The following is a 26345-nucleotide window of genomic DNA, read 5'->3' on the forward strand; positions in this document are numbered from 1 at the left end:
TGACCCACCGTCCGCTACGGACTCACCGAGCGGCTCGCCCACCCAGGCCGGTAGACATAACCACCCGCTCCGTATAACGGCGCTTATGCGAACTTCCGCATAAGCGCCGTTCTCGGCGATCTGGCCGACCTCGGGATGGATGCTCGATGGGTCGGCCTACCGGCAGCACTGGCCGGCGCCCCCCACCATCGCTTCCGCGTCTTCATCACAGCACACCCCACCGGCGCTGTTCCGGACTCCGCTCGCGTCGGATTCGTCCCGCGGCGGCGAGACTCTGGAGACGGTGCGAGCACGTCGAGGGACAGTCGCACTGTCGCACCAGATCATCGACTACGCCCTACACGGGCCGGATGGCTCACCGGCCAACAGGAACGCGCCGGAGACCTTGTTCACCCTGATCGAGACCATCTTCGACGGTGGGGACGATACGCCGACGCCATCGCCCGCTGGGAACACATCACCGCACGAAACGCCCCCTCCCCCGCACTCCTGAACGACGACACGGGACCACGCCCTGCACCGGAGTTCGTGGAATGGCTCATGGGCCTCCCTACAGGCTGGGTCACTGACCCCGCTCACGGGCTCACTCTGAACCAGCAGAACACCGCGCTCGGCAACGGAGTCTTACCACTCCAGGCGGTCGTCGCGCTCGACGCCTTGCAGATCGTGTTCTAGCAACCGTCGCGATGCTCAGCGTTGGGAATTGCTTGAGGCACGCTTTCAAGGCGGGCGTTGTTATGCCCTCCAGAGGGCTCTCAGCGCTCGACGCTACGGTGATGTACGAGGCTGCACGGGTTCTCGTCGCGTTGGCTAAGGAGGCGAACAGAGATGGGCTTTCACACCGCGGTCGGCATCGCGGATCAGGATGCGGGTGATTGGCGAGATGCAAGCCCCCTGACCCCGCGCGAGGCCGCTGACCATGTTCGCAACCCCATCTCCATCGAGCAGATCGTGGATGACGGCGACGACCACACCGATTCCTACCGGCTGATCCTCTCCACCTCAATGGTCTCGGACTGAACGGGGGTCTGTCAGGAACTTTGTGTTTCTGAGTCGGCGTGAGGTCCGCGGCTGTGGCCGTGGGCGGAAGGAACATCACGTCCATGACGGAGAACTCATCGTTTGGCGAGCTTGTCCCGGTTCGCGACGGCTCTGATCCCTCTGACATGTCGCGGCTGGCTGAGGAGCTGGTTGCGTCTGCTGCCCACCGTGGCGTCCAGCTGACCGGGGAGGGTGGTCTGCTGACGGCGTTGACCCGGCAGGTGCTGCAGGCCGCGCTCGAAGTCGAGATGGCCCAGCATCTGGGCTACGAGAAGCGCGACCCGGTGGGCCGGTCCCTGGTCGGTGGCGCGAACCTGCGCAACGGGACCAGCCCGAAGACGGTGCGTACCGAGGTCGGCGAGGTCACCATCGACGTCCCCCGGGACCGGATGGGGACCTTCGAGCCCCAGATCGTGGCCAAGCACCAGCGACGGCTGGCCGGCTTCGACGAGGCAGTGATCAGCCTCTACGCCAAGGGCATGACCACCGGCGACATCGCCGCGCACCTCGAAGAGGTCTACGACACCGAGATCTCTCGCGACCTGGTCAGCAAGGTCACCGACCAGGTCCTGCTCGACATGCGCCAGTGGCAGGCCCGCCCGTTGGACCCGGTCTACCCGGTGATCCTCATCGACGCGATCGTGCTCAAGGTCCGCGCCAACGCCGGGTCCGCCTCGGGTGCGGCCACGGTGGGCAATCGGCCGGTCTACGTCGCCATGGGGATCAACCTCGACGGCGAACGCGACATCCTCGGGATGTGGGTCGGTCCCACCGGCGGTGAAGGAGCAAAGCAGTGGCTCAACATGCTGACCGAACTGAAGAACCGTGGAATCCTCGACGCATGCATCGTGTGCTGCGACGGCCTCAAGGGGCTCCCGGACGCGATCACGGCGACGTGGCCGCAAGCCTCGGTGCAGACCTGCGTAGTGCATCTGGTCCGCAACACCCTTCGTTACGCCTCGAAGAAGTACTGGTCGGCCATCACCAAGCAACTACGGGCGATCTACACCGCCCCGACCGTCGAGGCGGCCGAGGCGGCGTTCGAGAACTTCGCCGAGCAGTGGGAGCCGACCTATCCCGCGATGATCGAGATGTGGCGCCGGTCCTGGCCGGAGTTCACGCCGTTCTTGGCGTTCCCGGTCGAGGTCCGCAAGATCGTTTACACCACCAACGCGATCGAGTCGCTCAACGCCAGATTCCGTGCCGCGACCAGACGCCGGGGCCACTTCCCCGACGAACAGTCGGCACTCAAGGTTCTCTACCTGGCAGCCCGACACCGAGAGAAGAACCGACCCAACCCCTCAGGACGCATCAACAGCTGGAAGAGCGTCCTGAACGTCTTGTCCCTGACCTACGGCGACCGCCTAGGTCTTCAGTAGCCGATGAAGCAAACACAAACTTTCTGACAGACCCCTGAACGGCGCATGCACGGGATGGCTGCACCGTCAGGGTTCGTGAATCTGATGCCCGAGCCGGTCCGTGCGGTGCTCGTTACCAGCGAGTTGGAGCCGTCGCGGTTGTGGCCCCGAGAGGAAGCGGCCGTTGCCGATGCGACTATGGGGCGTCAAGCGGAGTATCGAACGACGCGAGAATGTGCGAGGGTTGCGCTGCAGGATCTCGGCTTGCCTCCAGTAGAAATCCCAACGGGTGAGCATCGCGAACCGATCTGGCCCGATGGCGTCGTGGGCAGTTTGACCCACTGCGCGGACCTCCGTGCCGCCGCGGTGGCCCGGGAGTCCGACTTTCGAGCCTTGGGTATCGATGTCGAACCAGCACGCGCGCTTCCGCCTGGGGTGCTGGACGTGATCGCCACCGACGACGATAGGACGATGGTGCGGGAGTTGTCCGACATGGACCCGACTGTTCCGTGGGGTCGCGTGTTGTTCTGCGCCAAGGAGGCCATCTTCAAGGCCTGGTTCCCGTTGACGAGGGTTTGGATCGGCTACACCAGCTGCTCGGTGCGCATCCACCCGGAGACCGGGACATTCACTGCACGGTTCGACAGCTCCCCACCCGCTGCAGGCAATCTCGTGAGTGGTCAGGACCTCGTAGGGAAATGGCGAGAGGGCGGTGGGTTTGTGTTCACCGCGGTGCATGTTCCGTGGCGTTGAGGTCGCTGAGTGCTTGCTCGACCGCTGCGGACTCGACCTGAACGCGTGCCGAGACCTGTTCCTTGGCCCAACGGTCCAGGTCGAGGATCCAAAGCTCCTCGACCCTCAGCTCGTACAGCCGGAGAGGCGCGTCGCCGCTGAGCTGCTCCGGAGAGAGCGCGTGGTCGCGGGCCTCGCCCGGATCGGCGTACATCTGCCGGTAGAAGGCCGCAGCGTGCAGCTCCAGCGCTGCTCCGCCCAGCGCTGTGCAGGGCCCGGCAACTTGGAGACCGTCAGGACCACCCCGCACCCCGGGTAGGAGCGACGCAGCGGCGGCGGCACGGCCACTCGCTGCGATATCGACCGAATGGCGGGCCTCGACATGTGACCCGAAGACCAGGCTGAGCGGCGAGGTGAACCAGGCATACTGCAGCTGCGCCGCCCAGGGGCGACCGGCGGAGTCAGCGGTCGCCAGGGTGAGATAGCCGGCGCGACAGATGATCTCGACGGCTCGGTGAACCAGGTCGGGGTGGCGCGTGGGACCGAAGACGGAATCAGACACCGGAGGCTCCGCGCGGCGTGCAGAGCAGGACCATGCGTTCCCAGAAGAGTTGTTCGCAGGTCGCCAGTTGCCGGGCGAGTTCGCGTGCTCGCGTGAGCACGGTGTTCGGGGTATCTGCGATGAGTCCCTGGACGGCGGTGATCTCCTCCTCATCGAGGTGACCGAAGAACTCGAAGTGCTCGAGTTGCCGATCGTCGAACGCGCTGGTGTTGCTCATCGCCTGGTGGAGCTGCCGGTAGTTGCGGGTTGAGGGACGGCACAGGTGCAGGAAGCACACCGGGTAGTCCCACGGTGTGCCGGTGACGGCGATCCGAGCGATCTGGCCGGGATAGGCCAACGCGAGGGGGTCGAGCGACGTCTCGTTATCCCTTGGCGGAGGGTAGGCCTGGATCAACGGCGAGAGCAGCTGGTGCGCTTCCTGTTCCGCCGCCGCGCTCACTGTGTAGAAGGCGGACATTGTGGAGCCGTGGTGGCGTTGTGCCATCAGCGCCGCCGACGCAGCATTGGCGGCGACGAGTTCGTTGAGATGCCAGGCCAACGGGCCGAGGTCTTCAGTGGCGACTCTGCCCGAGCTGAGGGCAGCGGCGAGCGGGTTATCGGAGAGCTCAGCGCTAGGAATCGTGTTGGTCACTTGGTGGCTCCGATCTCGGCCAGGGGCAGCGTGAATGCCACCGTGCGGTTAATAGCGCCAGAGGTGAGTTCAGCGGCGAGGTCGGCGCGGGCGACGCGGCTGGGTGCGTCGTCTAAACGGCGAAGATGGACCTCAGCCTGGGTGCACAACTCGTCGAGGGCGACGTTCCACGCGGCGGTGGTAGGGGCAACATCTTCTCCGAGGTGACTGCGGTAGTGGTCGAGGCAGTGCGCGGCGTAGAGCGCCAGGGCGCAGTCGACGGCGACGGCACGTCGTTGCAAGTCTTCGGGGCCACTGGCGAGACTTTCGTGCAGAGATGCGCTCAATTCGGCAATCCAGGGTTCGGAGACTGCAGGGGTGGGTGGTGTCGCGTCCGCCGACACGGCGGACGGCGCGAGGTGCTGGAGTTTCGGGGCGTCAGCGACCGGTTGAGCAATGAGATCTTTCAGCATCTCGGTGGAGCTGTCGAAGATGCGGGTGATTCTCGTGTCGCGCCAGATCCGTTCGATGTGGCTGGGAGGTTCGGAGCGAAGAAGTGCCGAGGCCGCGGTTTCATATCCTCGCCCGCCGACGACTTGGAGGACGACGTCTGTGGCGTGTGCGGCCAGCTCGCTGACGATGACCTTCGCGGCCTCAGCATCGAGGGTGGAGCAACTCGGCTCAAGAGCGAACCAGGTGACGGCGTTCGCGATGAGGGCGGTGGTCGTAAGGTCTGCGAGGTGAGCTTGAATCTGCGGATTCGTGGAGAGGTTGCGGGTGGTTTGGCGTTCCTCACGCGCCCACGCTGACGCGTTCTCCAAGCAGGTGGTGACTGTAGCCAGGCAGGCTACGGGCAGGGCCGCCCGGCATGCGGCGAGACAGGCAAGGACAACGTCGATGCCTTCTCCGGTACTGCCGATGGCGCGGTCGGCGGGGATGCGAGCGTCGTCGAAGTGGAGTTGTCCGTTGGGCAGGCCGCGGAGGCCCGCGAAACTGCTGTGGGGGCCACGGACCACGCCGGCGTCATCGGAACTGATCAACAGGGCTGTGATGCCTCCTGCTGAGGTGGGTGTGTGGGCCAGATCGACCAGCACGACGGCATGACTGGCAATGGTCGCATTCGTGATCCAGGTCTTCGTCCCGGAGACTCGGTAGCAATCATTGTCGGCGTCGAACCAGGCCGTAGTGCTCAACGGGCCGATACCGTAGCCGAGACCAGCCTCGTTCAATGCGAATGCGGACGCCGAGTGGAGCAGCTGGGGCAGGTAACGGGAGCGCTGCTCCTCGGTGCCGAACATCACGAGCGGACGCACGGCCCCGACGACTTGATGGGCGGCGACGACCTCGCACAGCGTCGAGTGGGCCGCGGAGAGTACGCCCAGCGCGCCGAGCAGACACGCATCAGAGAATCCGAGGCCGCCGTACTGTCGGGGGATCGTGATGCGGAAGGCTCCGAGCTCGTCGAGTTCGACGAGGAGGCGGTCGGGGAGCTGCGCTGATGCCTCGACGTGCGCAGCGAGTGCATCGTCCGCGCACCAGGCCCGAAGCGTGTCGAGGAACGCTGTTTCTGCTGCGCTGAGCCGAGGGCGTGCTCCTGGCGGGAGCTCAGGAGTTGGCCGGTGTCCCGCCAGGAGCCGGTCGAGGGCGGAATCGGGGTCGAAGAGGCGAGTCGGCATGCTCATGCGGCGTTGGTGAGTTCGACAGCGATGAGCGGACCAATGCGACGTTGCGATAGGGACGTTGTGGGCAGGCCGGCCGCGCCGAGCAGCCGGCGTAGGTCTGCGATGGTGCGTTCTCGGCCGCCGCTGATGACCAGCATGCATAGGTCGGTGAGGTATCCGACCGCGGCGTCGTCCTCGAAGGTGTCCGGGATGAAGTTGCCGATGATGATCAGCCGTGCGCCTTCGGGGATCTGCTCGGCGCAGGTGCGCAACAGTTGAAGGACATGGTCATCGTCCCAGTCCTGCAGGACACTTTTGAGGATGTAGGTGGTACCGGTACGCGGGATCGTGGTGAAGAAATCACCACCCTGGCTGGTGCAGCGGTCAGCGACACCTGCCCGTTCGATGACGTGAGGGGCGTTGGCGACTCCGGCGGAGCTGTCGAAGACGATGCCGGTGGCGGACGAGTTCGCTTGGAGCAGCGTCGTGAGAAAGGTGCCGTCCCCACCGCCGAGGTCGACGACCGTCTCGTCGGGAGCCAACGAGATCAGCATGGCCGCCGGTCGGGCCGTCGCGGCAGCTTCTTCCTGCATGGCGTCGTTGAACAGGGTGTTCGCTGCGTCGTCGCTGGCGAAGTAGTCGTAGACGGTCTGCTGGTGGGTGAGCACGAAACCGGGGGTCCCGGTGCGCAGCGAGTCCTCCAAGAGGTCCCAGGGCCGTTGGAACAACGGGCTGGTGAAGTTCTGGGCGAAGTTGGATAGCGACCCCTCGCGACCAGGAACCAGGAGCCGGCCCTGTGATGTGAGATTGATGCGGTCTTCGCTCGGACCAACAAGTCCGGCGTGTTGGAGGAGATGGATCAACCGCGTGAGGCGGTCGGTGTCGATTCCGGCCGCGCGAGCGGCGTCGTCGACGGAGACGCCGCCGTCGATGTCGGCGAGGGCGAACAAGCCGAGAGATCCCGCAGCGCGGATGGCGTTGGAGACCATGTAGCCGCCGATCAGGCGGATGACGGTGTCGCGATCTTCGAGCTCGGTCATTGTGCGTTTCCTCCAGAGGGGTGGGAAGACGAAGGGCGAGAGAAATTGGTCAAGGTGTGTTCCATCCAGACGTTGGGTTCGACGTAGACGGCGAAGTCGAGGTGGTGGTTGACCATCACCGGAGCGATGGCGCCGGGAACGGCGACGGTCCCGGAGCGGTCGAAGGGGAGATCGGTCCACTGCCGCCACCGGTAGATCGGTGCCGAGATGGTCATAGCGGTCGGGCAGAGGCCGATCATCCGGGCACCGAGATGCTCGTGGACGCGTAGCCAGTTGTCGGCGAAGAGGCCGTCGTCGCGCCGCCGGGTGACATAGACGTGGATGGGCTCATCCGGGTAGTCGGCCTTGCCGGTGGGGCGCACCGGCACAATCAGGTGCTCGAAGCCCATGCGGGTCGCTTCGTCGCGCAATGCGGTAAGTGCGACGCGAGAGAGGCCTCGCCCGGCGTGCTCGTTGCTGACGCCGACTTCCAGGGCGCACAACGTGTTGAGTGTCGCTCCGCGGTGGGTATCGGTCAAGGACTGTTCGACGATGCCGTCCCAGCCTCGAACAGGCAAGGTGTAGGGGTCGCCGTTCCAGTGGATGGGGAGGGCCGCTGCACGCGCCACGGGGGTGTCCCGATCGAGGAGGATGAACTGGTACCGGTGATGCACGTCGAGCCCCCAGTACACCAGCAACGGGGACGACTCGATGAATGCGGGCCAATCGACATCCAGGGAGACGAATGCTTCGGTGAGGTCGGGGCGCTGTGCGAGCGAGAAAGCCTGGACCTCGTCGTTTCCGACGCTCATACGGATACCAGCTCCGCGATGTGTCCGGCGGAGCGGCGCTCGGTGTGGATCACAGCATCGCCAGTGGTCAGGCGTGGGAGGGCGTCGAGATAGCGCGGTCGCTGCATGGGTATTGCTCCTAGGGATCGGGCATGTGCGGTGTCATGTTGAAGGTCGAAGAGCATCCCGCCGCCCTGCGCAAACCGGATCATGAGGTCGGTGACGGCGAGTTTCCCGGCCCCGTCGATGCCAGTGAACTGCGAGTCGGCGGTGAAGGCAGCGCCCAGTTGTAAACCGAACGCGCCGCCGATGAGCTGGTCGCCGTCCCAGACCTCGCAGCTGTGAGCGATCCCGATCCGGTGAAGGTCACGAAGTGCCTCACGCAGCGGGGCCGTGATCCAGGTCGTGCCTTGGACGCCCGTGTGATGCTGGGCGCATTTGGCGACGACGTCGTTGAACGCCCGGTCGATGGTGGTGCGCCAGTCGGTTCGCCGGCGAGCGAGTCGGCGCATGCTGCGGCCGACTCGGCGCTCTTTCAGATCGATGATCGGCCGGGGATCCGGGTTCAGCCAGGCCACCGCGTACGGGTCAGGGTCCTCGTGGTCGACCCACCGAACGCCCGACTCGACGTCGGCGCCGTAGCGGATGTCGTTGAGCAGTGCCTGCTCGTACGAGGATGTGGGGAAACAGTAGAACCCGGCAAGCGCGGCAGCATGGACGTTTTCCGCGGAGAGGTCGCTATCGAACGCAACGGGGCCCTCGTCGGGAAGCGGTCCGCGGGCGAGATAGTGCCATGGGAGGCTCACAAGAACTCCGCCCGCTCGAGGAAATCGAGATAGCGGTCGATGAGGGGCCCGTCGACCTGGGGGAAGGTGATGTCGGTCCCGTCCAGAGCGTCCTCGACGTTGGTTCGACTGAACTCCGGGTACGTGTCCTCAAGGTACATCTCGGCCACACTCATCTTCCCGTTCGGGGAGCGATCGATGAATAGGGGCGCGAACGGTGTCATCGGGTGCTGCGGATTGGCCACGGCCAGGTCGATCATCTGCGCCACCCAGTCGGGCCAGGCGAGCTCGCCGACCTCGTGGCCGCGTGCGTGCAAACGGTCGCGGAGGACGGAGATGTGAGATTTGTGGGGGTTGGTGAGATGGAAAACGCGTCCGTTCGCCGGCTGAGTCGTGGCGATGTGCACCATCGCGTCGGCGAACACGTCGACAGGGGTGTAGTCCATGGGGAGTTCTGCGACCGGGATCGCTGCGATGTCACGAATGAACCGCTTCATGCAGCACATCTCGGTCGTGGTGTTCCAGGTGCCCCGGAGGGAGTGCCCTGAGATATCAGCGGCTCGATAGATAGCGACGGGGAGCCCCGCATCTGCGGCCTTGCGTACGTGATGCTCGGCCATCCACTTGCTCTCGACATAGCCGACCCCCAACTGATCGAGGTGATCGAGAGGGTCGTCCTCGCGAACGAATCGATCCTCGACCGCACCATGACCGGCGATGACGGCCATGGTTGAGACGTGGTGGAACGCTGCGCCCCGATATGCCGCCAGCCGCAGCAGCTCGTACGTCCCGTCGACGTTCGCGTGCTTCATCTCGGCGTACGGATAGATGAAGTTCACCAGCCCGCCAGAGTGGAACACCATGCTCGTGCGCGCCGCCAAAGCATCGAATTCTGAAGCGGACATCCCGAGCGACGGCAGTCCAAGATCTCCGAGCACGATCTCGATGCGGTCAAAAGCGTCGTCGGGCACGTCAGGGGCTGAGTCGTACTTTTTCCACGCGCCACGGAGTCGCTCGCGGGCCGCATCCTCCGTGTCGGCACGCACCAGGCACGCCACACGCGCGGGAGTGTGCGCGAGCAGACGCGGGAGTAGATGAGCACCAAGGAACCCGGTGGCCCCGGTGAGCAAGATCACCGACGACGAGGTCAACTCCGACTCCGCGAGCGGCTGCAGTGTGGGAGTGGCGGGTCGGCGGAGGTCCGCGGTCATGGCTTCGCGTGGCATCTCTTCGGCTTGGAGTACGCCTGCACGGGCCTCCTCGACGGCGGCGCAGTATGCGGGGAACGTGGGCGTGGTCAGGAGACGTTCGATAAGGCCGCGCACGAAACGGACATGGATGCCGAGACTGGACCGGGTACGGGCAACAAGCTCGGCCGCTGTGATCGACGTACCGCCGACATCGAAGAACGACGCGCCCAGTTGCTCGGTGCTGATGCCGAGAACCTCTGTCCACACTCCGGCGATCGCCCGTTCGATAGATGAGCGAAGCTCGTAGGGAGTGGCCGCGTCGGCGCTGTTCGACGTAAGGAACGCCGCGAGGGCGCGGTAGTCGGTCTTTCCGTGGGTGGTCTGTGGGAGCGCGTCGAGGACGACCGCACGATGGGGGACGCTGTAGGCGGGGAGGGCCTGTTTCGCCGTCGCGACGAGGGCGTCGCTGCCCGGGTCCGCGTGCCCGGGGGTGACGGTGTAGAAGGCGTGCAACTGCAGCGAGGTGGTGTCCGCGATCACTGCGACATCGCTGATGGCGTGGCTGCGCCTGAGCACGTCCTCGACCTCATCGGGGCTGATGCGGAAGCCGCGGACCTTGAGTTGCCGATCCGCGCGGCCGTCGACCACCAGAGCATCTTCCGCGTTCAAGTGCCCGGTGTCGCCGGTGAGATAGACCGGTTGGCCAGCGAACTGGGTAGTGTCCAACGTGGCGAGTTGGCCGTTGTCGGTCAACGAACCGATCGCGAGGCGACCGCCGATCGCGACGTTGCCGGTCATTCCGCTTGGAATCGGCACGTGGTTCTCGTCAAGGATCGCGACTACCGCGCCTGGCACCGCTTTCCCGACTGCGGCGGGGCCCTCGGGGGAAAGCGTCGTCATATCGGGCTCCGACAAGCAGGACGTGATGCCGGTCTCGCTCAGCCCGTAGGCGTTGATGATCCGGGCCTGCCCGTAACGGTCATGCACGCTGAGCAGATCCTGGTTCGAGACGGCGGCGCCGCCGAGGATCACCAGCCGCACCTGATCGGTGTCGTGCGGGAGGCTCGCCGACTCGAAGGCCGCCACCGCACGCCAGTAGCTCGGCGTGAGATCCATGACGCTGACTCGGTGGCGAACGAGCAAGTTCGCGAACTCGGAAGGCGCCCAAAGCGAGTCCGGCTGGATCAAGGCGGCACCTGCCGCGAGTGTGACGCCGATCTGCTCGAGCGCGGTATCGAAGGTGGGAGCCGCGAACTGCAACACCCGGTCTGCCGGAGTGATCGCGTATCTCTCGACCAAAAGCGCGATCAGACTGACGAACGCTTCGTGCGAGGCGACGACGCCCTTCGGCGTTCCTGTCGAGCCAGACGTGAAGATCACATAGGCGGACGCAGCCAGACCGCCCGAAGACCTCGCAGCGGAGTCGTGAACATCCAGTCGCGTCGCACCCGCGCCGGCCGCGGGGTCTTCCGACGCTAGGATCGTGGCCACCGCACCGGTGGCGTTGTGGATCTCGGCCAATCGCGCGGCCGGGTCGCTCGGATCAACCGGGAGGAACGCGAGACCTGCCGACCAGAGTGCGAGCATGGTCACCACCTGCTCCGGACCCCTGGGGAGCGCCACCATGACCGGAGAGCCAGCCGGGAACCCGAACTCGCGCAGGACTGAAGCTTCCCGATGGATCAGCGAAGGAAGCTCGCCATAGGTCACCCGCCTGGAGCCATGCTCGATCGCCGTGGCATCTGGCTGCTCCTGCGCATGAAGCGCGATCTGATCGAGGATGTACGTGGTCGTCGGTCGCTGCATTCAGGCAACTCCTTACCGTGAGGGTCTGGGCGCCCGCAGCATGGCGAGCACGGATTCGGTCATGAGCTTGGGCATCCGGGACGGGTCCGTGCGGTGGCCGAGCGTGAAGTCAGCGGGAGCGGCGTGGAAGACCTGATGGATAACCGCGATGAGCCACCACATCGGTAAATCCGTGCGGAAGGCGCCTTCGTCCTGGCCTCGCCGGATCAGCTTCATCACCCGCGCCGCCGGCACCTGGTGCAGTTCCCACAACCGATCCGGCGGCAGTTCCTCACGGGCCGCCGTCACCAGTGCTCGCGACTGATCCATGAGCAGCCAGCTCCGTTCAAGCACCTGGCTCAGCGCCCACTCCGGGGTGAGTCCCATAGGGTGGTGTCATTTCCTGCGGGGTTCTCGTCGTCGTAGACGTTGAAGGGCCACCGTGGGATGACCAGTTGTTTCCGGCAAGAAGCAAAGCAGAGATCCCACGATGACCCAGTACCAGTCTGCCCTTTCGACGCTGATCGGCGAAGTCCTCGCCGATCCCGAGCTCGCGCATCAGGACGTGTTCCGCCGGATGCTGCAGGCCGGGCTGCAAGACCTCGTCGACGCGGAAGCAACGGCGAAGATCGGCGCCGCCCGTTACGAGCGTTCCCCGGAGCGGACGACCCGCCGCAACGGCACCCGCCCGAAGACGCTCGCCACCCCGGCCGGGGAGGTGGACCTTCAGCTCCCGAAGCTGCGGGAGGGGTCGTTCTTCCCCTCGCTGCTGCACCCGCGGCGGCGGGTCGATAAGGCGCTCTACGCGGTGATCTGCCAGGCCTGGATCGACGGGGTGTCCACCCGCAAGGTCGAGCATCTGGTCCGCGCGTTGGGCAACGACACCGGCATCTCCCGCTCGACGGTGTCGCGGATCTGCGGCGAGATCGACGAAGCGGTCCACGAGTTTTTGCACCGGCGGATCGATCACACCTGGTTCCCTTACCTGTTCCTCGACGCCACCTACCTCGACGTCCGCCATCGCGGCCGGGTCGTCTCGCAGGCCCTCGTCGTCGCGACCGGTGTCAGCGGCGAAGGCCGGCGGGAGATCCTCGGAATGGCGCTGGGCGACGCGGAGACGACGGACTTCTGGACCGAGTTCCTCCGCTCGCTGCGCGAGCGCGGACTGAAGGTCGCGACCGATGCCGACCCGCTCGGCGCAATCCTGGTCACCTCCGACGCGCACGCCGGCCTGAAAGCCGCGGTCAAGGCGATCCTGCCTGGCGCGGGATGGCAGAGATGCCGGGTCCATTTCGCCCGCAACGTCACCCAGAAGATTGGCTCCGCCCGCTCCAAGCCGGTCAACGCGCTGATCTCGACGATCTTCGCGCAGACCACCACCGAAGCCGTCACCGCCCAATACCAGGCCGTCACCGACAGCCTCCGCGGCTCATTCCCCGAGATCGCCGCCATGCTCGAGGCCGCCGAACCGGACCTCACCGGGTTCGCGGCGCTACCCCGCGAGCACTGGCAGAAAGTCTGGTCAAACAATCCCATCGAGCGCCTCAACCGGGAGATCAAACGCCGCGCCGACGTCGTCCAGATCTTCCCCGACCGCGACAGCGTCACCCGCCTCATCGGCGCCGTCCTCCAAGAACAGCACGAGGAATGGTCCTACGGCGAACGCCGCTACTTCTCCGACATCTCCATGCGCAAACTCGTCCACACCCTCCACGAGACCGCCGAGCCCGCACGCCCCGAGCTCTACCTCACCGCCTGACCACCACCCACCCCAGGAAGCAACGGAATGACACCACACCACGGGACTTGACCCCACTCCGCGTCGTCGAAGCCGATCATCTCGTCCAGCGCATGCTGCGCATCCGCCAGCTCACGGACGATCGCCGCATCGACAAGATCACGGCGTGACGCGAAGTGCCCGTACAACGTCACCCGCCCCACCCCAGCAGCACGGGCGATGCTCGTCATCGTTGCGTCCGGACGCTGACGGAGCTGGAGCACCGCCGCTTCAACGATGCGTTCAGCGTTTCGCACCGCATCCGTTCGTCGAGGCGCTCGGGCATCGCGCATGCATCCACCTCCAGTAGTCAAACAATGATGTTTGACTTACCGTACCACAGAAGTTGGACACTTGTGCACGAGATAGCGCTCAACGGATACATGCGAGCCGCGGTCCGCTCGCTGGCGCCGCCTCGAAGGCCCCCTCCGCGGCGCTGGAAGCGTGCACAGCGCTCTCCATGGCGTTCCGCCCCGCGATCAACGGGATTGTCATGCCCGTGGACAGGCTCGGGCGCCTGGTCCAGGGTTGGTCGGACCGCCGTGCGCGGGCGTGAACTGTGAAGGATCACGCCCGCGCTGGTGGCCCGGTTTACGCCCCCGGCGTCTCCTCGCCGGTGGGTCGGATGTGGCGGAGCCGGGTGGCGGCGATGATCGCGGTGAGCGCCGCGATCGCGGCGGAGACGATCGCGGCGGTATTGAGGCCGCTGCTGAACGCCTGTTGCGCGGCGGTGGTGAGCGCGGTTCCGAGGTCACCGGGCAAGGTTTCCGCGACCACGAGGGCCCCGTCGACGCTGGTGGTCGCTGCCGTTTCGGCCGCGGCGGGCAGCCCATCGGGCAGGAGCGCGGTGATCTGGGAACGGTAGGCGACGATCCCGATGCTGCCGATGATCGCGACACCGAGGGAGATGCCCAGGTCGTTCGCCGTGGTCGCGAGGCCTGAGGCCCCGCCGGCCTTCTCCGGGGGCACGGATCCGACGACGAGGTCGGTGGTGAGCGCCATGGCGGGTGCGACGCCGGGGTAGGTGAGCGCGAAGCTCGCGATCACCAGGGCGAGACCGGTGCCCTCGTCGAGCTGGGTGAACAGCACGTAGCCGATGACCTGGGTGGCCAGGCCGATCGCGATCACGTTCCCGGGGCGGAACTTGCGGGCGAAGATCGGTGCGAGGGTGGAGACCACGATCAACACGGCCGCGGCGGGCAGGATCGCGAACCCGGCCTGCAGGGGCGAGAGTCCCTGCACGGACTGCAGGTACTGGGTGAACAGGGAGTACACCCCGCCCAGGGCGGCGGCGGCGAGCATGAACACGATCAGCGCGGCGCTGACCGTCTTGTTCGCGAACAGCCGCACATCGAGCAGCGGCTGGGTCGCGCGGAGCTGGCGGATGATGAACCACAGCCCGACCAGGGCTCCGGCAACGAGCAGCCCGACCGAGGGCAGTGCGGGCTCCTGGGTCGCGAAGCGCTTGATGCCGTAGATGATCGCGAGCAGCGAGGCGACCAGCAGCAGGGCGCTGAAGAGGTCGATCTTCGCGGCCTTGTCCTTGTGCTCGGGCAGGAGCAGCGGAGCGCCGATCGCGACGATCACCATGACCGGGACGGCGACGAGGAACGTCGCCTGCCAGCCGAAGCCCTCCAAGAGGACGCCGCTGAGCAGCGGGCCGAGTGCGACGCCCGCGGAGATGCCGCCGGCCCATACCCCGATCGCGACGCCGCGAGCCTTCGCATCGGCGAACATCACGAAGATCAGCCCGAGCGTGGAGGGCACCATCATCGCCGCGGACAGTCCCAGCAGCGCCCGCCAGGCGATCATCATGCCCGGATCAGTGGTGAGTGCGGCGACGATCGAGAAGGCTCCGAACAGGATCGCGCCGATGACCATGAGCAGACGCTTGCCGACCCGGTCGCCGAGGACGCCCATCGCGACGAGGAACCCGGCCATCACGAACCCGTAGATGTCGAGGATCCACAGCATCTGCGTGCTCGTGGGTCCGAGGTCCGCCGCCATCGAGGGGGCCGCGAGGAACAGGATCGTCAGCATCATGAACAGCAGCGTCGAGGGCAGCACGAGGACCGCGAGCCCCCACCACTGCTTCGCGCCGGTCTTTACGGCTGGTTGCTGGTGCTCGGTCATGATGCACCCCCTGGGGCGCGTGTGGTCTTCATGATCGTTCCCTCCTTGGGCTCGTGGGCGGGTGTGGAACCTCGCCCGGCTTAACTCGTGCATGCGAGTACGAGTTGTAACCATGCTACTATCTCATTCATTCCCGTACGAGATAAGTTGGGATCTGTCGTGGGGTGAAGGAGAGTCAGCGATGCCGAAGCAGAACACCGCCGGGGACGGGGCCGATGCCGCCCAGCAAGGCGGAGCATCGAGCGCCACGACGGCGGGCGAGCCTGGCGCTCGCAAGCGCGAGAAGAATGCGTCGAAGCCGGCTGCGGAGCGGGCCGTGAATCAGCGTGCGGACGCACTGCGCAATCGCGCGGCAATTCTCGCGGCGACCCCGATCGCGCTGCGGAAGAACCCGGACGCGTCGATCGCTGATATCGCCGTCGAGGCCGGCATCGGCCGAATGACTCTGTACGGGCACTTCAAGAGTCGCGCCGAGCTCCTGGATGCGGCGCTCGTCGACGGCCTCGAGCGTGCCGAAGCAGTCCTGTCGACCGTGGACCTCGACGGCGACCCAGCCGCAGCCTTGGCCCGGCTGATCGAGTCGAGCTGGTCACTGCTCGACCAGGTCAGCGGCCTGCTCGTGGTCGCACAGAAAGAGGTCCCGGCGCACCGGATCCGGCAGATGCACGAAAAGGCCGAAGCCCGCATGCGCGGCCTGCTGGAACGCGGACAGGCCGAAGATGTGTTCCGCGGTGACCTGCCGGTGGACTGGCTGCTCGCGGTCACTCACGCGGCGATGAACGCCGCCGCCGCAGAATCGACGGCCGGTAGGCTCCGACCTGCCGACGCTCCCCGCTACATCAACGCCACGCTGGCACAGGCATTCGCCGCCACTGCCTGAACCAGACCAGGCGGTGGCGGCGAACGTCAGTCCCGCTTAGACTGGGCGGACACAGGAGCACTGCCCAGCAATGAGGGTTCCCTCCGCCGCTGCGTCGCTCGCGCCGGGCGATGGTGCTCCGACGGGCTGCAGGACACCAGTGTGATCGGTGTCTGCGTCGACGTGCTGTTCGGCCGGGGCAGTCGCGTCGGCCGCTGGGGTCGGTTCGCGTCGCCAGAGCAGCGGTGCGGCGATCGCCCCGAACAGGGCAAGAGCGCCGAGGGTGATCCAGGCGGGTCCGAGTCCGGCCGTGGCGCCGACCCATCCGGCGATCGGGTACGTGATCAGCCAGGCCAGGTGGGAGAGGGAGAACTGTGCGGCGAATGCTGCCGGCAGGGCCGGGGTGTCGACCGAGGAGCGGATGACGCGACCGGTGGGTGTGATGATCAGTGCCATGCCCGCACCGATCAGCACCCAGATCGGTGCGGTCACCGCCCAGGAGACGATGCCGAGCAGGATCATGGTGATGGCCGCGAGTACTCCGATGACGAGCACGGTGGCACCGGTGAGCATTACCGGCCGGTCGGCGACACGGTCGAGCACTTTCGGCAGGATCAGGGCGGCCAGCAGGGTACCCCCGCCGGACGCGGCGAGCATCCACGCGACATCGGATTCGGTGCCGCCGAGGGTGTCACGGACGTAATTCACGGTGTTGACGACCACGATCGACCCGGCCGAGGCGACCACCAAGTTCAACGCGAGCACCCCACGTAGCCGGGACGTGGCACCGAAGGTGCGAATGCCCGACGAGATCCGGTCCCAGACTCGGGTCTGCCCGCTCGCGGTCGCGTTCGGGATTCGGGTAGACAGCACCAGTACGGCGGAGATGACGAACCCGATGGAGGTGCCGACGAAGAGCCAGTTGAAGGTCATGAACGCCAGCGCCAGGGCCGCGAGTACGGGGCTGAGCAGGCTCTCCATCGTCGAGGCGACCTGCGAGGCCGACAGGGCCCGGGTGTACTGGGTTTCCTCGGTGACGATGTCTGGGATGACGGCCTGGAACGTCGGGGTGAACGCGGCAGACGCGGCCTGGAGGACTCCGACGAGCACATAGATCTGCCACACCTCGGTGACGAACGGCAGCACCAGCACCACCCCAGCGCGGACGAGATCGAGCAGAGTGAGGAAGGCTCGCCTCGGCAGCCGATCGGCGTAGGCCCCGGCGATGGGGGCGATGACGACATACATGACCATCTTGATCGTCAACGCGGTCGCCAGCACCGCGCCGGCGCTGGGGCCGGCGAGCTCGTAGGCGAGCAGACCGAGTGCCACGGTCGCAAGTCCCGTGCCGAACAGGGCGATGATCTGCGCGCCGAACAGGTGCCGGTAGTCGCGGATCGCGAAGAGTTTCATGAGAGTGCCTTCCGAACTTTGTGATCGTGCTCGTCTTCGGCCACCAGTCCCCTCTGCGGTCTGGTGACGTGCCGCGCCCCGGCCGCGCAGAGGGGGTGGTCGCGGGCCGGGGCGCAAGAGCGCGGGTCAGGAAGCGGCGAGCTTGTAGCCTGCCTGTTCGACAGCCGTCTTCACGGCGTCGTCACTGACCGGGGTGTCCGCGCTCAGGGTGATGCCACCGGTGGCCAGATCGACATCGACGTCGGTGACGCCGGGAATCTGCTCGACCTTGCTGGTGACCTTTCCGGCGCAGCCGCCACAGGTCATGCCCTCAACGGTGTACGTGCTCGTGCTCATGGATACGACTCCTCGTCTCACTGTTACTCACTTCCTGCGGGCGGGCGCCCGCAGGGGATGTCCCACCGCGCGGGCGGGGCCGGGCGCCTCCGTCACGGTGGCGCCCGGCGTCGTGGGTGACCCCCACGAGGGTGGGGCTCGTCATGCCCGTCACGCCGCCGCTTCCACGTCAACCTGTACCTTCGTGCACGACTTCCACTTGACAACAAGGTATACCCCTGTAGGGTATGAGTCAAGTCGTACATCGATGATGCAGTTGTGTTGGTGAGTGGAAGGAGCTGCCGTGCGAGTGGAGGTAGATCGTCAGCGGTGCGAGTCCAATGGCCTGTGCGTGCTCAGCGCTCCAGAGGTTTTCGACCTCGACGATGACGGGGTGCTCCGCGTCGCCTCGTATGTGGATGAGTCGTTGCGCGCCGATGTCGAAGACGCGGTGAGCAGTTGCCCCGTCCAGGCCTTGGCCCTTCGCGATGACCCCATTGGAGGAGCGTCGTGAGACCAAGAACCGGGCAGCACGTGGTGGTGGTCGGTGGTGGTCTGGCCGGGACCCGCACGGTCGCCGCCCTTCGGGATGCCGGATTCGACGGCCGGTTGACGGTGATCGACCGGGACCCCGAGTGCGATCACGACCGGCCGCCGCTGAGCAAGGGCTTCCTCACCGGCACCCGCTCCGAGGCCGACATACGCCTGCCGGGTGCGGCCGAACTGGATGCCGACCGCCGCCTCACGACCGAGGTGACGGGGCTGTCGGTGCGAGAGCGGGCCCTGCGTTTGGGGGGCGGTGCGTGGTGTGGTTTCGACGGGCTCGTCATCGCCACCGGGCTGCGTGCCCGGCCTCTACCGGGCCTCGTACGGGTGCCGACGATCCGCTCGATTCATGACGCCCGGCGACTCCGGGCCGCACTGCATGGGCATACCGGACGCCTGGTGGTCATCGGCGGCGGTTTCATCGGCACCGAGATCGCCGCCTCGGCCCGCGAACTCGGCTGGCAGGTTGTTCTCGTCGCTCGCGAATCCCACCCGCTGGCACGCGCCCTGGGGCCGGCGATGGGCCGCTTTGTGACCGACCTACACCGCCAACACGGTGTCGATGTCCGAGACGGTCAGGCCGCGCACGAGGTCGCTGATACCGCTGACGGATATCAGGTGAGACTGACCGGCGGGGAGTCGATCGAGGCCGACCTCGTGGTCGCCGCCATCGGCGCCATCCCCAACACCGAATGGCTCGACGACACGGAAGTCCTCACAGACGACGGCATCCACACTGATCCCCACCTGCGCGCCCTCGACCGGACCGGGGCTCCATCGCCTGGAATCGTCGCCGCAGGAGACGTGGCGCGCTCCCCGCACCACCTGTTCCCCACCGAGTCCATCCGCGTCGAACACTGGTCGAACGCGACCGAGCACGCGAAGACCGCCGCCGCAACGCTGCTGGCAGATCTCACCGGGAGCGCTCCTGCGAAGCGGGATGCCGCGGTGCCCTCGTTCTGGTCCGATCAGTACGACCAGAAGATCCTCGCCGTCGGCCTGCCTCACCTGGCCGATCACGCCGCCGTCGTCGAGGGCCACCCTAGCGAGGGCCGCTTCCTCATCGCCTACACCCGCGAAGGACAGACAGTAGGGGCGGCCGGAGTCGGGACGACTCGAAGCTTGGCCCGCTACCGCCGCGCCATCGCCACGGCCACGCAGCGTGAGAACCCGCACCAGACCAGCACCCATTCCGGCGGCCCGCGCGCCGTCGCAACCATGCAGGAGGACGCATGACCACCAGCACCCCAGAACCCGAGCAGATTCAGCAGCCGCAGGCGACGATCAAGACCGTCGATGACGGCCCCCTGCAGGTCAAGGGCTCCTTCCAGGTCGTAGACCATAACGGTGACGCCTACGAGTTCCCCGGTCGCACCGCGTTCCTGTGTCGCTGCGGGCACTCGGCCACCAAACCGTTCTGCGACGGCAGCCACAAACGCGCAGGTTTCACCGCCCACGGACGCGCCAGCGACCAGGAGACCACATGAGTCGCCTCCGCACCGCACTCGCCCACGCGAGCGGGTCGTCGGTCGTGCGGACGGGGCTGCACTGCCTGCTCGGATGCGCCACCGCGGCACTCCAGCACGCCCTGCATAGGCGCCTCGGCTCCGCGGCGAAAGGCGCGACGGAATATTCCAGCACCACCAACCATTGATACCCCTAGGGGGTATCGCAACCTGTTCGGAGAGGACAAGAACGATGAACACGAACACCTACGCCGTCACCGGGATGAGCTGCGGGCACTGCGAGGTCGCGATCCGTTCGGAGGTGGAGCAGATCGCCGGGGTCACCGGTATCGAGGTCAGCGCCGCCGACGGGCGTCTGGCCGTGACCGCCGAGGGTCCCATCGACGATGCGGCCGTGCTGGCTGCGGTCGACGAGGCCGGGTACGAGGCGGTGCGGACCTGATGCGCGCCCCGCTGAAGCTGAGCCTGTTCGGGCTGGGCCTGGCCGCGGTGTTCGGCACCGCGGCGGTGACCGCGAACGCGGTCGTGCCCCCGTCCGTCGTGGAGGGCTGGACCACGCCTGCGAACCATGCGGGCATGAACGACGACACTCAAGGAGAAGGCGATATGGAAGGCATGGATCACTCAGGCGGCGGGGCGTCCTCGCTCGGCCTGGCCAGGGCGGAGGGCGGCTTCGCTCTCACCGATGTGAGTGCACCGGACCGGGTCGGTGAGGCTGGCGAGCTGAGCCTCGTCGTCCGCGACGACACGGGGGCACCGGTGACGGACTTCGATCTGGAGCATGAGAAGGAGCTGCACCTGATCGTGGTGCGCGCCGACGGCCAGCACTTCCGGCACGTCCACCCCGAACGCGATGCCGACGGCGCCTGGTCCATTGACTGGGAGTGGGTCGAGGCCGGTTCCTACCGGGTGTTCGCGGACTTCGTGCCCGGCGCCACCGGCGAGGGACTGACCCTGTCGACCACGGTGAGCGTCTCCGGTGATGTCCAGGCACAGCCTGCAACCGGGCCGGTCACCGAAACCGAGGTCGACGGGTACACCGTGACGGTGACCGGTGACCTGGTCGCCGGTGAGGGCTCACCGCTGACGCTGTCCGTGTCGCGCGACGGGCAGCCGGTCACCACGTTGGAGCCGTATCTGGGGGCCTTCGGACACCTCGTCGCGCTACGCGACGGGGATCTGGCCTACCTGCACGTGCATCCCCACGGCGACGCTCCCGCTGCGGGCGAGACCTCCGGGCCCGAGGTGGTGTTCGAGGCGACGATCCCGAACCCGGGCCGCTACCTGCTCTACTTCGACTTCCAGGTCGACGGACAGGTCCACAGCGCCCCGCTCGTGCTCGACACCACCACCAGCGCCAGCGCATCGGGCGCACCGTCAGGCACGGGCGACGACGAGACCGAGCCACAGGAGGAGGACGAGAGCCATGAGCACAACTGACACCACTCCAGCAGGCAGCACGGCACAAACGAGTTCCGTTGAGCTGCAGATCGGGGGCATGACGTGCGCGTCGTGCGCGAACCGGATCGAGAAGAAGCTCAACAAGCTCGACGGCATCACCGCGAGCGTGAACTACGCGACCGAGAAGGCCAGCGTCACCGCGCCCGAGGGGTTCGACCCGCAGCTGCTGATCGCCGAGGTCGAGAAGACCGGCTACACCGCAGCCCTCCCCGCCCCGAAGAACCAGACAGGCACAGGCGGCAGCGACGAGGGCGAGTCGGCCGAGGATGCCGAACTGCGCACCTTGCGCACCCGGCTGATCGTCTCGGCGGTGCTCGCGGTGCCGGTGATCGCGCTGGCGATGGTCCCGGCGCTGCAGTTCGACTACTGGGGCTTCGCCTCCCTCGTGCTGGCCGCACCGGTCGTGGTGTGGGCGGGCTGGCCGTTCCACAAGGCCGCGTGGATGAACCTCAAGCACGGCACCGCCACCATGGACACCCTCATCTCGGTCGGCACGACCGCGGCCCTGTTGTGGTCGCTGGTGGCGCTGTTCTTCGGCACCGCTGGCGACCGGGGCATGACGCACGCGTTCGAGTTCACCATTGCCCGCACCGACGGCCTGTCCTCGATCTATCTGGAGGTCGCCGCCGGGGTGATCACCTTCATCCTGCTCGGCCGCTACTTCGAGAAGCGCTCCAAGCGCCGCGCCGGCGCCGCCCTGCGCGCACTCCTCGAGCTCGGTGCGAAGGAAGTAGCCATCCTGCGCGATGGGGTCGAGGCCCGTGTGCCGATCGATGAGCTCTCCGTCGGTGACGAGTTCGTCGTCCGCCCCGGCGAGAAGATCGCCACCGACGGGGTGATCACCTCGGGCACGTCTGCGATCGATGCGTCCATGCTCACCGGCGAATCCGTGCCCGTCGAGGTCGCCGAAGGTGACAACGTCACCGGCGCGACCGTGAACGCCGGGGGCCGGCTGGTCATCAAAGCCACCCGCGTCGGCTCGGACACCCAGCTGGCGCAGATGGCCAAGCTCGTCGAGGACGCCCAGTCGGGCAAGGCCGAGGTGCAGCGCCTCGCCGACAAGGTCTCGGGCGTGTTCGTGCCCATCGCGATCGCGATCTCCGTCGCCACCCTGGGGGCGTGGATCGGCGCCGGGTTCCCCCTCTCTGCGGGGTTCACCGCCGCGGTCGCGGTGCTCATCATCGCCTGCCCCTGCGCCTTGGGACTTGCGACCCCGACGGCGCTGCTGGTCGGCACCGGGCGCGGCGCGCAGATGGGTGTGCTCATCAAGGGCCCCGAGGTACTGGAATCCACCCGCAAGGTCGACACCATCGTGCTCGACAAGACCGGCACCGTCACCACCGGCAAAATGACCCTCACCGACGTCTACACCGCAGGCGACGTGGACCGGGCCGAGCTGCTGCGGCTGGCTGGCGGCCTGGAGGATGCCTCCGAGCACCCCATCGCCCAGGCCATCGCCGCCGGCGCCACCGCCGAAGTCGGCGACCTGCCCACGCCCGAATCGTTCGAGAATATCGAGGGCAAGGGCGTCCAAGGCGTCATCGACGGACACGCCGTGCTCGCCGGACGCGAGTCCCTGCTGGCCGACTGGTCCCAGCACCTCGACGAGAACCTGCGGTCGGCGAAGCAGGCCGCGGAAGCCGAGGGGAAAACCGCCATCGCCGTCGGCTGGGACGGCCAGGCCCGCGGGGTACTCGTGGTCTCCGACCGGATCAAGCCCACCAGTGCCCAGGCCATCGCCCAGTTCAAAGAGCTGGGGCTCACCCCCGTGCTGCTGACCGGCGACAACCAGACCGTGGCCGAACAGGTCGCAGCCGACGTCGGCATCGAGCAGGTGTACGCCGAAGTCCTCCCCAAGGACAAGGTCGACGTCGTCACCGAGCTGCAGAACCAAGGCAAGGTCGTCGCGATGGTCGGCGACGGCGTCAACGACGCCCCCGCCCTCGCCCAAGCCGACCTCGGCTTGGCGATGGGCACCGGCACCGACGTGGCCATCGAAGCCGCCGACATCACCCTCGTCCGCGGAGACCTCCGCGCCGCCGCCGACGCCATCCGGCTCTCCCGTAAGACGCTGGGCACGATCAAGACGAACCTGTTCTGGGCCTTCGCCTATAACAGCGCCGCGATCCCGCTGGCCGCGTTCGGACTACTCAACCCCATGCTCGCCGGAGCCGCCATGGCCCTGTCCAGCGTGTTCGTCGTGTCCAACAGCCTGCGGCTGCGCAGCTTCAAGGCCCGCGCCGACGATGAGACCAGCCCCGGGCCGACACGGTCGGCGCCGGAGCGTGAACCGGCGATGGCCTGAAACTCCGCATCGACGACTCCTATTTGGAAGGAACTAGCTTCGTATGAACAAGCGAATCTCGACGCTCATCGCCGCAGGCGTCCTCGGCGGGACGGTGATACTGGCCGGCTGTGCCTCCGACGACCCGCTGGCGGACCCATCGCCGTCCCAAAGCCAAGACGGCTCCGGTGGTCACGGGGCTATGGAGCACCCGATGGATGGCGGTCCCGTGCCCGAGGGCATGACCGAGGCGAGCAATCCGATGTACCCCGTCGGTACCGAAGTGATCCTTACCGCCGATCACATGGACGGCATGGATGGGGCGACCGCGACCATCGTAGGCGCCTATGACACCTTCACCTACTCCGTGAACTACACGCCCACGAGCGGTGGCGATCCCGTCACCGACCACAAGTGGGTCGTCCAGGAGGAACTCGAAGGCGTCGAGGACGAGCAGCTTCCAGACGGCACGACAGCGACCCTGAACGCCGACCATATGGACGGCATGGACGGTGCCGAAGCGACGATCGCCTCGTCCACCGACGAGACCGTCTACGTCGTCGACTACGAAGCCGACGGCATGACGATGACCAACCACAAATGGGTCACCGAGAGCGAGATGCAGCCCGCCCCCTAACGGGAGAGCAGTCATCCTCTGCTGATCGCCCCGTCCCCTGCTGGACCGTGCCTTCGCAGGAGCAGGGAGGCGGGGCGATCTGGACTTAGCGACCCGCCCCGCACCGATGCTTTCAGAGAAAGACACCACGATGACGACGACACCATCGTTTGGATACATCAACGACAAGAACCGCTACCTGGCGAGGATGAAGCGAGTCGAGGGGCAGGCGCGCGGGATCCATAGAATGGTCGAACAAGACGCCTACTGCATCGACATCCTCACCCAGATCAGCGCCATCACCGCGGCCCTCGAAGGAGTCGCGCTCGGGCTTCTCAACGACCACCTCAAACACTGCGTCACCGACGCGATCCACAACGGTGCCGATGACGTCGATCAAAAGCTCATCGAATCGTTTGCCGCGATCAGCCGACTCGTGAAGTCGTAGAGCGCCCAACTCTCGGATGGAGTTCCAGCCGTTGCTCGCGCGAAATCGGTCGCTGCGCCGCGCTGTCGCTCCGGTGGCGTATGACTGTGTGAAGGTTATCGTGATCCGGGCCGGCAGCGCGATCTTGTCCGGGGATCTGAGCGATGCGGTGCGGGCCGGCGATGTGCTCTTCCTCGGTGCGAACACGATGTGCGGAAGCGCCCCGGACGGGCTGATCCGCACAACCACGGTGTATCTGGACACCGACTACGCCACGGACATGTTGTTTTGGCAGCACGTGGGGCAGGTCAAGGATCGCTTCGAAGCGGCTCGGATCCTCGCTTCGGTGTGCGCGCGCCCGTGGACCATCCTCAGATTGGACGAGACCGCAATCCTCTCGGTCGGAGCATCCCTGGACGAACTGGTCGCGCTGAGCGAGTCCGGCCAGTTCGTGGACAACTACTACCGGATCCTGGGGTTGTGGTACTCCCTGGTCTCCTTGATCGCTCCCACGATCACGTCGCATGCCGCCTGGGCTCCGTCGACTCAGGTGGCCGCCCATGCGCGGGCGGCACTGCCACGCGCACGCCGCTTCGCCCCGGTACGGGCTGAGGCACGCACGGTAGCGGAGGTACTGGTCTCGGAGATGGCCCGGGCATGGACTCTGAAGGAGCTGTCCGGGATGGTGCATCTGTCGCCGTCGCAGCTGGTACGAATGTTCACCACCGCGTACGGGAAGACCCCGCGGGCGTACCAGACGATGGTGCGCTGTGAGGAGTTGGCCCGGCTGTTGCGGGAGACAGACCTGTCGGTCGAGGCAGCTGAGCGCCTGGTGGGGTGGGCACATCGCGGGTCAGCGGCACGGATGTTCCGTTCGCTGATTGGGATCACGCCGAGCGCCTACCGCCGTGAGCACCGCCCACGGCAGTTGGACGCGATCTGAGCGTCTTCGAGCGTGAGATCCGCATGATCCGAGACTTCTTCTAGGCAGGGCTGGTGCGGAGCGGGTAGTCCGGTGGTTCTACGTCCAGGCGTTCCGCGTTGTCCTGATGGCCGACGTACCGATTCGGACGTTCGTTGATCGTCGCGACGCGCTGGATGCGCCTGGCTTACCTCGCTGATACGAGGAGCCGAGCATCCCCTGTCTCACGTAGGGACCGGTCTCTTCGTGGGAGGAGGCCGGAGTATGGCGACGAGGGAGGATTCCCGCGCGGAGCGGGAAGCGAGGCTCGACAATCTGCACGAGCAGCTGACGGGAGCGGTGGAACGGCTGGTCACCGGTGAGGACTGGGCCGACGCGCTCCGGTTCGCTGCCCGGTTCCGGTCGCGGTCGTTCAACAACGTCTTGTTGATCTGGGAACAGCACCAGGCCGCGTTCGAGCAGGGCCGGGTGCCCGAGCCGTTCCCCACCTATGTCGCCGGGTACAAACAGTTGGGCTGTGTCAAGTTTCGTAGACGATCTCTTTGTGGATCAGGCGGCGATCGCGGCCTGAAGGGTGTAGTCGGCGCGCGCT

26 protein-coding genes and 1 pseudogene are annotated in these 26345 nt (G+C 66.6%); 15 read left to right on the forward strand and 12 right to left on the reverse strand.

Going from position 1 to position 26345, the window contains the following annotated elements:
- Positions 1 to 828 precede the first annotated feature (828 nt).
- From AAHA49_RS17145 to AAHA49_RS17155, 3 genes are all read left to right on the forward strand, one after another.
- Complete coding sequence (locus AAHA49_RS17145) at positions 829 to 1020, forward strand: hypothetical protein (protein ID WP_342039095.1); 192 nt, start codon at positions 829 to 831, stop codon at positions 1018 to 1020.
- 83 nt (positions 1021 to 1103) lie between these two features.
- Positions 1104 to 2420, forward strand: coding sequence for an IS256 family transposase (locus AAHA49_RS17150; protein ID WP_342039096.1), 1317 nt, complete (start codon positions 1104 to 1106; stop codon positions 2418 to 2420).
- 54 nt (positions 2421 to 2474) lie between these two features.
- On the forward strand, positions 2475 to 3152 hold the full coding sequence (locus AAHA49_RS17155; protein ID WP_342039097.1) for a 4'-phosphopantetheinyl transferase family protein: 678 nt from the start codon (positions 2475 to 2477) through the stop codon (positions 3150 to 3152).
- Here AAHA49_RS17155 and AAHA49_RS17160 read toward each other — a convergent pair.
- The 8 genes from AAHA49_RS17160 to AAHA49_RS17195 form a co-directional block, all read right to left on the reverse strand.
- Positions 3124 to 3693, reverse strand: a complete 570-nt coding sequence (locus AAHA49_RS17160) for a hypothetical protein (protein ID WP_342039098.1) — start codon at positions 3691 to 3693, stop codon at positions 3124 to 3126. The genes AAHA49_RS17155 and AAHA49_RS17160 overlap by 29 nt on opposite strands.
- A complete protein-coding gene (locus AAHA49_RS17165; protein WP_342039099.1) occupies positions 3686 to 4231 on the reverse strand; it encodes a hypothetical protein in 546 nt (181 codons plus the stop codon). The genes AAHA49_RS17160 and AAHA49_RS17165 overlap by 8 nt, the downstream gene beginning before the upstream one ends.
- 89 nt (positions 4232 to 4320) lie before the next feature.
- Positions 4321 to 5985 carry an acyl-CoA dehydrogenase family protein gene (locus AAHA49_RS17170; RefSeq protein ID WP_342039120.1) on the reverse strand — a complete coding sequence of 555 codons (1665 nt, stop codon included), beginning with the start codon at positions 5983 to 5985 and terminating at the stop codon, positions 4321 to 4323.
- Complete coding sequence (locus tag AAHA49_RS17175; protein WP_342039100.1) at positions 5982 to 7004, reverse strand: methyltransferase; 1023 nt, start codon at positions 7002 to 7004, stop codon at positions 5982 to 5984. The genes AAHA49_RS17170 and AAHA49_RS17175 overlap by 4 nt, the downstream gene beginning before the upstream one ends.
- On the reverse strand, positions 7001 to 7795 hold the full coding sequence (locus tag AAHA49_RS17180; protein ID WP_342039101.1) for an N-acetyltransferase: 795 nt from the start codon (positions 7793 to 7795) through the stop codon (positions 7001 to 7003). Before AAHA49_RS17180 ends, AAHA49_RS17175 begins: the two co-directional genes overlap by 4 nt.
- Positions 7792 to 8580, reverse strand: coding sequence for a leucyl/phenylalanyl-tRNA--protein transferase (locus AAHA49_RS17185; protein ID WP_342039102.1), 789 nt, complete (start codon positions 8578 to 8580; stop codon positions 7792 to 7794). The genes AAHA49_RS17180 and AAHA49_RS17185 overlap by 4 nt, the downstream gene beginning before the upstream one ends.
- Positions 8577 to 11555 (reverse strand): thioester reductase domain-containing protein, encoded by a 2979-nt coding sequence (locus tag AAHA49_RS17190; RefSeq protein WP_342039103.1) that lies wholly within the window; start codon positions 11553 to 11555, stop codon positions 8577 to 8579. Before AAHA49_RS17190 ends, AAHA49_RS17185 begins: the two co-directional genes overlap by 4 nt.
- Before the next feature lie 12 nt (positions 11556 to 11567).
- Positions 11568 to 11921 carry a hypothetical protein gene (locus AAHA49_RS17195; protein ID WP_342039104.1) on the reverse strand — a complete coding sequence of 118 codons (354 nt, stop codon included), beginning with the start codon at positions 11919 to 11921 and terminating at the stop codon, positions 11568 to 11570.
- Positions 11922 to 12024: 103 nt separating this feature from the next.
- On the opposite strand from AAHA49_RS17195, the gene AAHA49_RS17200 reads away from it, so the two are divergent.
- Positions 12025 to 13293: an IS256 family transposase gene (locus AAHA49_RS17200; protein WP_342039105.1), complete on the forward strand. Its 1269-nt coding sequence runs from the start codon at positions 12025 to 12027 to the stop codon at positions 13291 to 13293.
- On the opposite strand, the gene AAHA49_RS17205 is transcribed toward AAHA49_RS17200, so the two are convergent.
- The gene (locus AAHA49_RS17205) at positions 13278 to 13604 is read right to left on the reverse strand and encodes a TetR/AcrR family transcriptional regulator (protein ID WP_342039106.1); all 327 of its coding nucleotides are present in this window, start codon (positions 13602 to 13604) and stop codon (positions 13278 to 13280) included. The genes AAHA49_RS17200 and AAHA49_RS17205 overlap by 16 nt on opposite strands.
- 298 nt (positions 13605 to 13902) lie before the next feature.
- Entirely contained in the window at positions 13903 to 15444 is a 1542-nt protein-coding gene (locus AAHA49_RS17210) for an MFS transporter (RefSeq protein WP_342039107.1), read from the reverse strand.
- A 181-nt stretch (positions 15445 to 15625) separates the two neighbouring features.
- Between AAHA49_RS17210 and AAHA49_RS17215 the strand changes: the two genes are divergently transcribed.
- Positions 15626 to 16324 carry a TetR/AcrR family transcriptional regulator gene (locus AAHA49_RS17215; protein WP_342039108.1) on the forward strand — a complete coding sequence of 233 codons (699 nt, stop codon included), beginning with the start codon at positions 15626 to 15628 and terminating at the stop codon, positions 16322 to 16324.
- 36 nt (positions 16325 to 16360) lie between these two features.
- Here the strand turns inward: AAHA49_RS17215 and AAHA49_RS17220 are convergent, their stop codons facing one another.
- Positions 16361 to 17716, reverse strand: a complete 1356-nt coding sequence (locus tag AAHA49_RS17220) for an MFS transporter (RefSeq protein ID WP_342039109.1) — start codon at positions 17714 to 17716, stop codon at positions 16361 to 16363.
- 126 nt (positions 17717 to 17842) lie between these two features.
- Positions 17843 to 18052: a heavy-metal-associated domain-containing protein gene (locus tag AAHA49_RS17225; protein ID WP_342039110.1), complete on the reverse strand. Its 210-nt coding sequence runs from the start codon at positions 18050 to 18052 to the stop codon at positions 17843 to 17845.
- A 283-nt stretch (positions 18053 to 18335) separates the two neighbouring features.
- On the opposite strand from AAHA49_RS17225, the gene AAHA49_RS17230 reads away from it, so the two are divergent.
- The 10 genes and pseudogenes from AAHA49_RS17230 to AAHA49_RS17275 all read left to right on the forward strand — a co-directional run.
- A complete protein-coding gene (locus tag AAHA49_RS17230) occupies positions 18336 to 18545 on the forward strand; it encodes a ferredoxin (RefSeq protein WP_342039111.1) in 210 nt (69 codons plus the stop codon).
- Positions 18542 to 19813: an NAD(P)/FAD-dependent oxidoreductase gene (locus AAHA49_RS17235; protein ID WP_342039112.1), complete on the forward strand. Its 1272-nt coding sequence runs from the start codon at positions 18542 to 18544 to the stop codon at positions 19811 to 19813. Before AAHA49_RS17230 ends, AAHA49_RS17235 begins: the two co-directional genes overlap by 4 nt.
- Complete coding sequence (locus AAHA49_RS17240; protein ID WP_342039113.1) at positions 19810 to 20064, forward strand: CDGSH iron-sulfur domain-containing protein; 255 nt, start codon at positions 19810 to 19812, stop codon at positions 20062 to 20064. Before AAHA49_RS17235 ends, AAHA49_RS17240 begins: the two co-directional genes overlap by 4 nt.
- Before the next feature lie 211 nt (positions 20065 to 20275).
- On the forward strand, positions 20276 to 20485 hold the full coding sequence (locus AAHA49_RS17245; protein WP_342039114.1) for a heavy-metal-associated domain-containing protein: 210 nt from the start codon (positions 20276 to 20278) through the stop codon (positions 20483 to 20485).
- The gene (locus AAHA49_RS17250) at positions 20485 to 21483 is read left to right on the forward strand and encodes a heavy-metal-associated domain-containing protein (RefSeq protein WP_342039115.1); all 999 of its coding nucleotides are present in this window, start codon (positions 20485 to 20487) and stop codon (positions 21481 to 21483) included. Before AAHA49_RS17245 ends, AAHA49_RS17250 begins: the two co-directional genes overlap by 1 nt.
- Positions 21470 to 23809 carry a heavy metal translocating P-type ATPase gene (locus AAHA49_RS17255; protein WP_342039116.1) on the forward strand — a complete coding sequence of 780 codons (2340 nt, stop codon included), beginning with the start codon at positions 21470 to 21472 and terminating at the stop codon, positions 23807 to 23809. Before AAHA49_RS17250 ends, AAHA49_RS17255 begins: the two co-directional genes overlap by 14 nt.
- A 43-nt stretch (positions 23810 to 23852) precedes the next feature.
- Positions 23853 to 24425: a YdhK family protein gene (locus AAHA49_RS17260; protein WP_342039117.1), complete on the forward strand. Its 573-nt coding sequence runs from the start codon at positions 23853 to 23855 to the stop codon at positions 24423 to 24425.
- Between the two features lie 106 nt (positions 24426 to 24531).
- Entirely contained in the window at positions 24532 to 24852 is a 321-nt protein-coding gene (locus tag AAHA49_RS17265; protein WP_363735475.1) for a metal-sensitive transcriptional regulator, read from the forward strand.
- A 16-nt stretch (positions 24853 to 24868) separates the two neighbouring features.
- Positions 24869 to 25774 carry a helix-turn-helix transcriptional regulator gene (locus AAHA49_RS17270; RefSeq protein ID WP_342039119.1) on the forward strand — a complete coding sequence of 302 codons (906 nt, stop codon included), beginning with the start codon at positions 24869 to 24871 and terminating at the stop codon, positions 25772 to 25774.
- A gap of 243 nt (positions 25775 to 26017) precedes the next feature.
- Positions 26018 to 26345: pseudogene (locus AAHA49_RS17275) on the forward strand (serine/arginine repetitive matrix protein 2); the annotation flags it as partial.

Origin of the sequence: Brevibacterium ammoniilyticum (genome assembly GCF_038429965.1) — a bacterium.
Taxonomy (GTDB): Bacteria; Actinomycetota; Actinomycetes; order Actinomycetales; family Brevibacteriaceae; genus Brevibacterium; species Brevibacterium ammoniilyticum.